The 11,182-nt window shown below is 62.6% G+C and carries 12 protein-coding genes; 3 read left to right on the forward strand and 9 right to left on the reverse strand.

All coding sequences use genetic code 11. The features are described from left to right. Positions 1–369: 369 nt before the first annotated feature. Positions 370–567: a hypothetical protein gene (locus tag NCR38_RS15980; protein ID WP_061115990.1), complete on the reverse strand. Its 198-nt coding sequence runs from the start codon at positions 565–567 to the stop codon at positions 370–372. 438 nt (positions 568–1,005) lie between these two features. On the opposite strand from NCR38_RS15980, the gene NCR38_RS15985 reads away from it, so the two are divergent. Then, entirely contained in the window at positions 1,006–1,620 is a 615-nt protein-coding gene (locus NCR38_RS15985) for an NAD(P)-dependent oxidoreductase (RefSeq protein ID WP_061115989.1), read from the forward strand. A gap of 72 nt (positions 1,621–1,692) precedes the next feature. Here the strand turns inward: NCR38_RS15985 and NCR38_RS15990 are convergent, their stop codons facing one another. The 5 genes from NCR38_RS15990 to NCR38_RS16010 all read right to left on the reverse strand — a co-directional run bounded on the left by NCR38_RS15990 (position 1,693) and on the right by NCR38_RS16010 (position 6,905). Then, entirely contained in the window at positions 1,693–2,160 is a 468-nt protein-coding gene (locus NCR38_RS15990) for a DUF3331 domain-containing protein (RefSeq protein WP_250477345.1), read from the reverse strand. Positions 2,161–2,517: 357 nt separating this feature from the next. Next, on the reverse strand, positions 2,518–3,354 hold the full coding sequence (locus NCR38_RS15995) for an ABC transporter permease (RefSeq protein WP_061115987.1): 837 nt from the start codon (positions 3,352–3,354) through the stop codon (positions 2,518–2,520). 6 nt (positions 3,355–3,360) lie between these two features. After that, a complete protein-coding gene (locus NCR38_RS16000) occupies positions 3,361–4,632 on the reverse strand; it encodes an ABC transporter permease (RefSeq protein ID WP_061115986.1) in 1,272 nt (423 codons plus the stop codon). Between the two features lie 66 nt (positions 4,633–4,698). Beyond that, positions 4,699–5,733: an ABC transporter substrate-binding protein gene (locus NCR38_RS16005; RefSeq protein WP_061115985.1), complete on the reverse strand. Its 1,035-nt coding sequence runs from the start codon at positions 5,731–5,733 to the stop codon at positions 4,699–4,701. A gap of 74 nt (positions 5,734–5,807) precedes the next feature. After that, positions 5,808–6,905 (reverse strand): ABC transporter ATP-binding protein, encoded by a 1,098-nt coding sequence (locus tag NCR38_RS16010; RefSeq protein ID WP_061115984.1) that lies wholly within the window; start codon positions 6,903–6,905, stop codon positions 5,808–5,810. A gap of 179 nt (positions 6,906–7,084) precedes the next feature. On the opposite strand from NCR38_RS16010, the gene NCR38_RS16015 reads away from it, so the two are divergent. Further along, positions 7,085–8,611 (forward strand): PLP-dependent aminotransferase family protein, encoded by a 1,527-nt coding sequence (locus NCR38_RS16015; protein WP_061116117.1) that lies wholly within the window; start codon positions 7,085–7,087, stop codon positions 8,609–8,611. A 10-nt stretch (positions 8,612–8,621) separates the two neighbouring features. Here NCR38_RS16015 and NCR38_RS16020 read toward each other — a convergent pair whose 3' ends face one another. After that, positions 8,622–9,206, reverse strand: coding sequence for a TetR/AcrR family transcriptional regulator (locus NCR38_RS16020; protein WP_061115983.1), 585 nt, complete (start codon positions 9,204–9,206; stop codon positions 8,622–8,624). Positions 9,207–9,305: 99 nt separating this feature from the next. Between NCR38_RS16020 and NCR38_RS16025 the strand changes: the two genes are divergently transcribed. Continuing rightward, on the forward strand, positions 9,306–9,773 hold the full coding sequence (locus NCR38_RS16025; protein ID WP_061115982.1) for a nuclear transport factor 2 family protein: 468 nt from the start codon (positions 9,306–9,308) through the stop codon (positions 9,771–9,773). Between the two features lie 22 nt (positions 9,774–9,795). Here the strand turns inward: NCR38_RS16025 and NCR38_RS16030 are convergent, their stop codons facing one another. Further along, positions 9,796–9,975 (reverse strand): CsbD family protein, encoded by a 180-nt coding sequence (locus NCR38_RS16030; RefSeq protein WP_061115981.1) that lies wholly within the window; start codon positions 9,973–9,975, stop codon positions 9,796–9,798. Positions 9,976–10,049: 74 nt separating this feature from the next. Then, positions 10,050–10,976, reverse strand: coding sequence for a transporter (locus tag NCR38_RS16035; RefSeq protein WP_250477346.1), 927 nt, complete (start codon positions 10,974–10,976; stop codon positions 10,050–10,052). Positions 10,977–11,182 lie beyond the last annotated feature (206 nt).

An 11,182-nucleotide genomic window follows, 5' to 3' on the forward strand; every position in this document is an offset into this window, starting at 1 on the left:
CGGATTGCTTCGTCGGATTGGGCGAACAGGACGTGGCGAAAGGCTCAAATCGGGCGTTCGGCGCGAGTGCGACTGGACGAAATATCGACACGTCTGCACGTCTCGTATTTCCGGGCTTGCCCCGCCCGCCACGGCGGAGGCGGCAGTGTACCATCTTGTTAATGCGATAAATTCACGCCCCGGGTCTGATTCGCACCGATTGACTTCTCGCGGAATCGCATGCGGGCGGCACCCGGCGGATTGATTTCTTGGTCGTCTTGAGTGCTCGCGAAGGGCCCGTGTCGGCCAAGGCATGCATTGCGCCCGATCATCCGCGCGCACGAAAAAAAGCGCCCCGAGTGGGGCGCTTTGCATGAAAAGCTTGAACGTTCAGGGATTCGCGCGTACCGCGTCTCTGACTGCGTCCATCACGATGCCGTAATTGAGCGGGATGTCCAGCGAATCGGAGTAACCGGGTTCGTCGTCGGACTCCTTTGAGACTGCGCGAACCGGAATCGGCTCATAGGCGGTTTCGCCTGCCGGATTGTCGCGTCCTTCGATGGCACCCTGCAATTGCGGATTCTTCACGATTAACTCCTGCGGTAATGGAGCGGCGAGGAACTGCAATATAAACCAACGTCATGACATTTTGGCGACTTCGTTTTGAGGACTCGCTTCGAAAGCGCTGCGCGCGGCGCGCCGGTAATCGCCGCTGTCGGGCGTTTCTAGAGAGTGCGGGGCCTCTAGTGTAACGGTGGTATGCACTTTCGAACGTGCAGTTCGATTATGACAATGGCGTGCCGATATTGTGTCCGGCGACCGAAATCGGCCCGGAAATTGCATGATGTACCGCTATTACCTATGCTCTTAAAAATGACCGAGCGCCAATTGATTCTCCGATTTCGTCTGACCTGCAAAGAAACACAATCGAAAGCGGCCGCCGCGCGACGGTTTATTTCCCTTCAACAATACCGGCGGTTTCAACGACGCTGGTGCAAAGGCCGTAAAAGCAAAGGAGAACGTGGCATGAGCAAGATCGCGATCATCGGGGCGACAGGCAACGTCGGCAGCCGCCTGCTGGAAGAAGCGTTGCGGCGCGGACACACGGTCACCGCGATTGCGCGCGATACCTCCGCGCTCGAACAGCGGGACGGCGTCAGTGCGCACGACGTAGATGCGCGGGATGCCGACGCGCTCGCTCGCGTTCTCGCCGGACACGACGCGGCGTTCAGCGCGACGCGCTTTGCAACGATTTCCGAAAGCGCGATCGTCGAACCGGTGAAGCGCGCCGGCGTGCAGCGCCTTCTGGTCGTCGGCGGTGCGGGCAGCCTGTATGCGGCGCCAGGTCAGCGCGTGCTCGATTTGCCGGGTTTTCCCGCAGCGTACAAGCCGGAAGCAACGGCGGGCGCGGCTTTTCTGGATGCGCTGCGCCGCGAGCGCGACGTGGACTGGACCTTCGTTTCGCCATCGGCGGAATTCGTTCCGGGGCCGCGCACTCAGAAATTCCGGCTGGGCGTGGATGAACTGCTCGTCGACAGCAGCGGGCGCAGCTGGATTTCGTACGACGATTACGCAATCGCCTTCCTCGACGAATTCCAGCGTGGTGCTCATATCCGGCAGCGGATCACGGTGGGCTATTGAACACGCGCGGCGGAAGAACCGGCATCAACTGACGATGCCGGTTCTTCCGCCGGTTTCAATCCCCGTTGACCGTCAGCCTTGCAAATCGACTTCCATTTCCTCGGCGTTTTTAGGCATCGCGGCCGCGAGAATCATCGCCGAGGCATTCTGCGGCTTCGGATCGCGCTGCGACGGCCGATAGACCTGATCGCCCCGATGGATCGGCATTCCCGATAGCGAGCACACGCCTTCGGCCGTCGCAGTCGTGGCGCGCCAGCCCTGATAACCGTAGTGGCACGTGCCGGGATCGGACCAGTAGACGAGCGCCGTCGCGCTGCTCGGACGCTCGATTACGCGCACGATGGCCTGCGGGAACGGCAGGCGATCATCCGCACGATGTGGGTGCGCCCGATTCCAGTCGCGCGTCAGGCGTTCGAGGAACGCGCTTTCCGCGCGGGCGGATTTCTGGGATGGGGCAGTGCGAGCGATGTCCGTGGGCATCGCCTCGAGCAGGTGAACCGTCTGTGACCACGGGTCCGCTCTTTTCGAAAAAGCTGTCATGGCATTGTTCCAAGCTTTGACTCGACCTAGAACGTACGTCATTAAGCATATTCCGATAAATACCGCATCAGTGAATACACTATCCCGCTGTTACGAATAATCAGGCGGCGAAGCGCGAGGTCCCCCTTCGCGCCTTGACCGGCGGGCATTTCAGCCATTCGTAAGGTGCGTTGCGGACCGATACAGACGGCGCTTTAGGCCGCAATCACCCAATTTCGCGAGGGTCTTGTTCGATACGCGCGCGGATTGTTCCGCGAGACGAACCGGTCCAGATCTATCAGCGAACCGGCGATCCCACGCGGAGCCTCGCAGGCACGACGTGCCACGCAGTCTCGATGTCTCCCGCGGACCGACCCGTTAAGCGACTGCGCGCGCTGCCGCACGACCCCGCAACCACTCCAGCGCGAGCAACAGGCTCGTCGAGAACACGATGAGGATCGTCGCGAGCGCGGCGATCGTCGGACTGATGTTTTCGCGGATGCCGGTAAACATTTGCCGCGGCAGCGTCGTCTGATCGGCGCCGGCGAGAAAAAGCGTAACCACGACTTCATCGAACGAGGTGGCGAACGCGAACAGCGCGCCCGAGATCACGCCCGGCGCAATGACCGGCAGCGTCACGCGGAAGAACGTCTTCAACGGGCTCGCGCCCAGCGACTGACTCGCCCGCACGAGGTTGTAATTGAAGTTCTGCAGCGTCGCGCCGACGGTCGTCACGACGAACGGCACGCCGAGCGCCGCATGCGCCAGAATCAGCCCGAAATAGGTATTGGCGATGCCGAGCGGCGCGAAGAACAGATACATGCCAACGCCGACGACGATCACCGGCACGATCATCGGCGAAATGAGCACGGCCATGAGCAGGCTCTTGCCCATGAAATTGGCCTTCGTGAGCCCGACCGCGGCGAGCGTGCCGAGGATCGTCGCGACGAGCGTTGCCGAAGGCGCAACGATGAAGCTGTTCTTTGCGGCCATGCGCCACTCATCGGACATGACGAGGTTGTGATACCAGCGCATGGACCAGCCCGGGATCGGATAAACCAGGAACGTGCTCGATGAAAACGAAAGCGGCACGATCGCGAGCACAGGCAAAATCAGATAGAGCAGCGTCAGCACGCAAATGATGCGCAACGCGAAATACCAGATGCGCTCGATGGCGGACGTATGCGGCGCGAACATCGGTTTGGCGAGTTTCATCTTTTGTTACCCCAAGCTCACGTTGGCGCGCGTGAAGCGTCCGTAGACCACGTAGAGCAGCAGTGTCGCGGCGAGCAGCAGCGCGCCGAGCGCGCACGCCATGCCCCAGTTGATCGTTACGTTCGTGAAGTAAGCGATGTAATAGCTGACCATCTGATCGTTCGGCCCGCCGAGCAGCGCCGGTGTGATGTAGTAGCCGATGGCGAGAATGAACACGAGCAGCACGCCCGCGCCGATGCCCGGGTAAGTCTGCGGCACATAGACGCGCCAGAACGCGGCAAACGGATGACTGCCGAGCGAAACGGCCGCGCGCTGATAGGTCGGCGGCACCGACTTCATCACGCTGTAGAGCGGCAGGATCATGAAGGGCAGCAGGATGTGCGTCATCGAGATATAGACGCCGACGCGGTTGAAGAGCAGCGCCAGCGGCGAGCCGATCAGCCCGCTGCCGAGAAGTGCCGTGTTCACCAGCCCTTCGCTTTGCAGAAGCACGATCCACGCGGCGACGCGCACCAGCACGGACGTCCAGAACGGAATCAGCACGAGCACCATTACGAGGTTGGCGCGGCGCTCGGGCAGCGTCGAAATCCAGTAGGCCAGGGGATAACCCAGCAGCAGCGCGAACAGCGTCACGCCCACGCCGATCACGAAGGTGCGGCCGAAGACGTTGAGATAGATCGACTGATCCGGCTCCGCATGAACGATGTTGCCGAAGCCGTCCTGTTTGTGATCGAGCGACGCGAGCATGTAGAACGGCGAATAGCGGCCCGCGTTCTTCGCGATCGCCTGCCAGTACGCGGGGTCGTTCCAGCGCTCGTCGATCTCGAGGATCTTCGCCTTGATCTGCGCGGCGGGCAGGGCCTTGCCGTCGTCGCCGGTGAGCGGCATCGCGCGTGCGGTTTTCGCGACGAGCGAGCGATAGCCGGGGATTTCGGTATTCAGGCGCCGCGCGAGTGCGCCCATCGATTCGCCGTCCGAGATCGCGGTGAGATCCTGCGCTAGCGCGGCATAAGCTTCATCCGATGGCGGCGCCTTGCGGTCCCATTTCGCCAGCGCCGCGCCGGTGTGCGGCAGTGCGTTCGCCACTTCGGGGTTTTCGATCGCGCGCGTGAGCAGCGCGCCGATCGGCACGACGAAAATCAGGAACAGAAAAATGGCGAGTGGCGCGATGAGCATGAGCGCCATGGCGCGCTTTTTCGCATCTGCGATCTTCAATTCGCGCTTCAGACGCGCGCTTGATTCGCGCGATTCTTCGGCGGGGATCGTCATGGTGTTCACGCTTGAGTCTCCTTCTTTGCGGTCGCGCTTTCGAAAAGCGCGACCGTCTTGCTGCTTATGATGCGTTTACTTCGACGCCCACGCGGTGAAGCGCTGCTCGAGCTCGTCGCCGTGATCGGTCCAGAACGCCATGTCCTGCAGCACCGCGTTCTTCGCGTTCTCCGGCGAGTTCGGCATGTCGGCCTTCGTCTTCGTGTCGAGGGCGGAGATCGCCGCCTTGTTCACCGGGCCGTACGCGATGTTCTTCGCATAGACTTCCTGCGGCTTCTGCGACACCGAATATGCGATGAACTGCTGCGCGACGTCCTTGTTCGGCGAGCCCTTCGGAATCGCCCAGTAGTCGAGGTCGTAGATGCTGCCGTTCCACACGACCTTCAGGTTCTTGCCTTCCTTGCGCGCGGCGTCGATGCGGCCGTTATACGCGGTCGACATCACGACATCGCCCGCGACGAGGAACTGCGGCGGCTGTGCGCCTGCCTCCCACCATTGAATGGACGGCTTGAGTTCGTCGAGCTTCTTGAACGCGCGGTCCGCGCCGGCCTTCGTGCCGAGCACCTTGTAGACGTCCTTCGGCGCGACGCCGTCGGCCATCAGCGCGAATTCGAGGTTGTAGCGCGCGCCCTTGCGCATGCCGCGCTTGCCGGGGAATTTTTTCGTGTCCCAGAAGTCCGCCCAGCCTGCCGGCGCCGTCTTCAGCTTGTCGCCGTTGTAGGCGAGCGCCGTGGACCAGACGAAGAAGCCGACGCCGCAGGTTTGCGGCGATTCGGGCACGAGGTCCGACTTCTTGCCGATCTTCGACCAGTCCAGCTTTTCATAGAGCCCTTCGTCGCAGCCGCGGCCGAGATCGCCCGATTCGACTTCGACCACGTCCCAGTTGACGTGCTTCGCTTCGACCATTGCCTTGACCTTGGCCTGCTCGCCGTTGTATTCGACGGCCGTGACCTTGTTCTTCGTCGATTGCTCGAACGGCTGATTGAACGCGACCTTCTGCGCATCGCCGTTCGCGCCGCCGAAATTGACGACGGTGATTTCCGCCGCGCCCGACGCCGCCGACACGCACGCGAGCGCAGCCGCCATGGAACACAGTGCGAACTTCTTCATGATGGTTTCCTCTCTTCTTCGACTTGGTTTTGTCAGTGGACCTACGGGTGGGAAGCGCGACGCCTGATCGGGATTCAGGCGAACACACGCAAATGCTCGGGCGCGAATTCGAGCGCGACGGGCGCGCCGGGCGTGAAGCCGTCGAGCGCCGCGGTGCCGAGCGGTACCTTGACGAAGCATTCGTCCTGCTCGCGCACGCCGCAGCGCATGCGGACGTGATCGCCGAAATAGATGAGGCTCTTCGCTTCGCCCGCGAGCGCGTTGATGTTGCCGTTCGCATGGCCGTTGCCTTGCGTGAGCTTCATGCGCTCCGGCCGGATGCACGCAATGGCCGGCGCACCCGGCTTCGCGTTCGCGACGTTGAGTCCGGACACACGCGTGCCGTCGGCAAGACGAATGTCGCAGAAGTCGCCCTGAATCTGCTCGATGGTGCCGCGCAGGCGGTTACTGTCGCCGATGAAGTTCGCGACGAACTCGTTGCAGGGCGCTTCATACAGGTGATCGACCGTGTCGAGCTGTTGCACGATGCCCTTGTCGAACACCGCCACGCGGTCGGACATCGTGAGCGCTTCGCCCTGATCGTGCGTCACGTAGACGAAGGTGACGCCGAGCTTCTCGTGCAGCGCCTTGAGTTCGATTTGCATATGCTCGCGCAATTGCTTGTCGAGCGCGCCGAGCGGTTCGTCCATTAGCACGAGCTTGGGCTCGAACACGAGCGCGCGGGCCAGCGCGATGCGCTGCTGCTGGCCACCCGAAAGCTGCGCCGGGTAACGCTTCGCGAAGCTTTCCATGCGCACCATCTTGAGCGCGTTGTTCACGCGATGCGCGCGCTCTTCGGCGGACATCTTGCGCACCGTGAGCGGATACTCGACGTTCTGCTGCACCGACAGATGCGGAAAGAGCGCGTAGTTCTGGAACACCATGCCGATGTCGCGCTTGTGCGGCGGCACCTTGTTCAGGAGCTTGCCGTCGAGCCAGATTTCGCCGCCGGTGGGGAACTCGAAGCCCGCGAGCATCATGAGGCAAGTGGTCTTGCCGGAGCCGGACGGCCCGAGCAGCGTGAGAAATTCGCCCTGATAGATGTCGAGATCGAGCGATTTGACGACGAGCGTTTCACCGTCGTACGTCTTTCGCACACCGCGAAAGCTGACGATCACCTGATCGGATTTCATCTTCCGTGTCTCCTTCGGAAAACCCTGATACTGCCGACCGCCTTCGGCGCCCGGAAATTATTTCCACTGCTTGCGATAACTATAGCCCGTTACGGTTCTACAATGGGGAGCCATTTCAATATTCAAAATAGAACCACTTGAGCGCGCCGGCCAAGCGGCTCCGAGCGGTGGGAGACTTCATGGATACGATCATCCTGGCCGACTGGCTGAGCGCCCGGCTCGACCGGTCGGCCACCGAGCCGATGTACCGGCAAGTGCTCGAACTCATGCAGCAGGCCATCCTGACGGGCCAACTCGCGCCGGGCACGAAGCTGCCGAGTTCACGCACGCTGGCGACCGATCTCGGCATCGCCCGCAATACGGTGCTGCATGTCTACGATCAGCTCACGGCCGAAGGCTACGTGACCTCGACGACCGGCAGCGGCACCTATGTCGCCGACACCGCGCCGCGCGATGGCGTCGCCGGCAAGAAAGCGCGCGCCGAGGAAACGAAGGCGCCGTGCACGATCTCGCGCCGCGGCGAGCGTCTGATCGCGCAGGCGGGCGTGTCGCCGAAGCAGTGGGGCGCATTCATGCCGGGCGTGCCGGACGTCGCGGAATTCCCGGCGCGCACGTGGAGCCGCTTGCAGGCGCGCCTGTGGAAACGCGCGAGCCCCGAACTGCTCACCTACGCGCCCGGCGGCGGCTATCGGCCGCTGCGGCGCGCACTGTCCGATTATTTGCGCGTCGCGCGCTCGGTGAAGTGTCACCCGGACCAGATCATCATCACGACGGGCATTCACCAGTCCATCGATCTCGCCATGCGCCTGCTCACCGATTTCGGCGATCGCGCGTGGGTCGAGGAACCCTGCTACTGGGGCGTGCGCAGCGTGCTGCAGTCGTCGGGGCTGACGCTCGTGCCGATTCCCGTCGACGACGAAGGGCTCAATCCCGCCGCGCGCGACATGGCCGAGCCGCCGCGCATCGCGCTCGTCACGCCATCGCATCAATATCCGCTCGGCATGGTGATGAGTCTCGCGCGGCGCCGCGCATTGCTCGAGTTCGCGCGCCAGCACAAGGTTTGGATCATCGAGGACGATTACGACAGCGAGTTCCGCTATGGCAGCCGGCCCTTGTCATCGCTGCAAGGGCTCGACGACGCGGGGCAGGTGATCTATGTCGGAAGTCTCGGCAAGATGCTCTATCCGGGCTTGCGCATGGGCTATATGGTGGTGCCGGACAATCTCGTCGATTCCTTTCGCACCGGCGTGGCCGAACTCTACCGCGAGGGGCAGCTGATGCAGCAGGCCGTGCTCACCGAGTTCATTCTGGATGGCCATCTGACCTCGCATGTGCGACGCATGCGCGGTCTGTACGGCGAGCGGCGCGAACTGCTGATCAACGCGATCCGCGCCCGCTTCGGCGATTCGCTGCCGGTGCGCGGCGATGAAGCCGGTCTGCACTTCGTGCTCGATCTGCCCGATTTCGCCGACGACCGGACGATCGCCGCCACCGCACTGTCCGCCGGTGTCGTGACGCGGCCGCTCGACAACTATTACCTGAACCGGCTCGCGGCGAGAAAGGGGTTGATGCTCGGTTACGCGTGCGTGCCCAACGATCAGATCGCACCTCAGTTCGCAAGGCTCGCGGGTGTCGTTGAGCAGGCGCTATCGTCAGTCACGTCGAAGCCGGCTGTTACGCCCATCGAAAGCGCAATGACGAAGTAACGCCAGTCGGTTACTGGATGCTTCGTTGCGCCGCCGCGATCGCGCGCACCACGCGCGCAAGCGCCTTCAACGCATCCGCGGGCGAGTCGGCGAATTGCGCGGCGACGATCGCGCCGTCCACCGCCAGTGCAAGCGCTTGCGCATCTGCTTTGGCCGTTCGCGAAGCCGGCATCAGCGTGCGGATCGCCGCGGTCATGTCGCGTTTGTGACGGCGCGAAATATCGACTGCTTGCGGCAACGTCGCCCCGACTTCGACGACCGAATTAATGAACGCACAACCCCGGTAATTCTCGCTGCCGAACCATTCCGCCAGCGCGGGAACGAGGGCGTTGAGCTTTCCGCCGTGGCGCGCGAGCGCATCGCGGAACCACGTGATCCAGTTATCGTGACGAAAATCCAGGAACGCGACGATCAGGTCGTCCTTGCTTGGAAAGTAGCGATAGAACGTCTTTTTCGCGACGCCAGATTCGGCGATCACGCGATCGACGCCCGTTGCGCGAATGCCGTCGCGATAAAAGAGACCGTGCGCGGTATGCAGAATGCGCGCGTCCGGGGCGAGCTCGGAGACATCGATGGGCGAAACTGAAGTATTCATGCAGTCGATTGTAGACAGGTTCGTCTACCTGCGCTAGAGTGCGCTCAGTAGACAGACCTGTCTACCTATCGCATCGCTTGACAAGGAAGAGGACTCGCCATGGAATCCAAGCCGCCGTTTCCCCCGTTCGATGAAGAATCTGCCAAGCTCAAAGTCCGTCTCGCCGAAGATGCCTGGAACACGCGCGAGCCCGAGCGCGTCTCGCTCGCGTACAGCGTGGACACGCGCTGGCGCAATCGCGCGGAGTTCGCGAACGGGCGCGAAGAAGTGGTCGCGTTCCTGCGGCGCAAGTGGGCGCGCGAACTCGACTATCGCCTGATCAAGGAGTTGTGGGCGTACAAGGGTAACCGCATTGCGGTGCGCTTCGCCTATGAATGGCATGACGATGCCAATAACTGGTATCGCAGCTTCGGCAACGAGAACTGGGAATTCAACGAAGCGGGACTGATGACGCATCGCCATGCCTCGATCAACGATTTGCCGATCAAGGAAGCGGATCGCAAATATCACTGGCCGCTCGGCCGCCGGCCCGACGAGCATCCGAGCCTGAGCGACCTGGGCTTCTGACGTGCAGCAAGCGGCGTGGCGGTTACTTCTTGATGCGCCGTACGGCATCGGCTGCCGCGCCGAGCTTTGCCTGCACCTTGCCCGCCATCTTTTCGGCGGTGCCGCGCATTTGCGTGCTGCGGCTTCCGGTTGCCTTGCCGACGGCTTCGCGAACGATGCCCTTCATCTGACGAGCCGTGCCTTCGATGCGGTTCTTGTCCATGATGTCCTCCGACGTTTTACGAGGTATGCGCCTCCATCGGAAAGACATTGCATCGATCGTGCCTGGCCGTTGTGCTACATATCGCGGCGGCGGCGGAACGCCCACCATCCGGCGAGCACGGTGAACGTCGCGACGATCGCGACCAGCAGCCAGAAGCCGTGATGATTCTCCGCGAGCGGAATGCCGCCCACGTTCATGCCGAAGAAGCCCGCGACGATGTTGATCGGCAAGGCGAGCACGGTGACGAGCGTGAGCGTGAAGAGCGTGCGGTTGCTTTGCTCGTCCATGCGCGTCGCGACCTCTTCCTGCAGGAGCTTGATGCGCTCGACGAGTCCGGCGAGATCGTTGAGCACGAGCGAGAACTCTTCGGTCGCGTCACGCAGGTCCTGAATGTCCTGCGAGTGCAGCCAGCGCGGTGGCCGCGCGAGCAGGCGGAACACGGAGCCGGGCTCGGGGGCGAGCAGACGCTGCAGCCGCACGAGCACGCGCCGCAGGCCGCCGAGATCGGTGCGGGTCGCCGCGCCGCGCATCGAAAGAAAACGATCCTCGATGCCATCGACCTCGACGCTCGTGCGCCGCACGATATGCACGAGCAGATCCGCCTGATCGCGCAGCAGATGCGCGAGGAGTTCGGCGGGCGAGCGAAAAAGCTCGCCGCGCCTCACCGACTCGCGCAGCGAGTCGACCGAACGCAATGGCTTGAGGCGCGCCGTGACGAGCAGCTTCTGATGCGTATAGACCCACAGCGTCGCGATCTCCGAGGGCGTCAGCTCGAAGTTGAACATCACATCGTTGATGACGGCCAACAGCGCGCCTTCCTGATGTTCGATGCGCGTCGAGTGCGAGCCTTCGTTGAGCGTCTCGACGAATGCGTCGGGCAGACCGAGGCGTCCGCGCATCCAGCGCTCGCACGCACTGTTCGCGAGATCGAAGTGCAGCCAGACGAATTCCCGGGTGGTGTCGTCGCGGGCGAGCCATTGGCTCGCGGCTTCGGCATCGATCGGCTCGCCGGGGCGATCGACATGAAACCGGAAGCCGCAGACGAGCCCGGAAAAATCGGAGCCGTAGGGCTAATGCCGTTCAGTTAAGGTCTTTTCTTAGATAACGAACGGTGTACCGTTTAGGGCGGGATTTGACGACCCGGTCGCATGCGCGTCCGGGTCGTTTTTCGTTGGGGAGAGACTTGAGCCTTTCGCGCAGGCGCTGA

Origin of the sequence: Caballeronia sp. INML1 (assembly GCF_023631085.1) — a bacterium.
GTDB lineage: Bacteria > Pseudomonadota > Gammaproteobacteria > Burkholderiales > Burkholderiaceae > Caballeronia > Caballeronia turbans.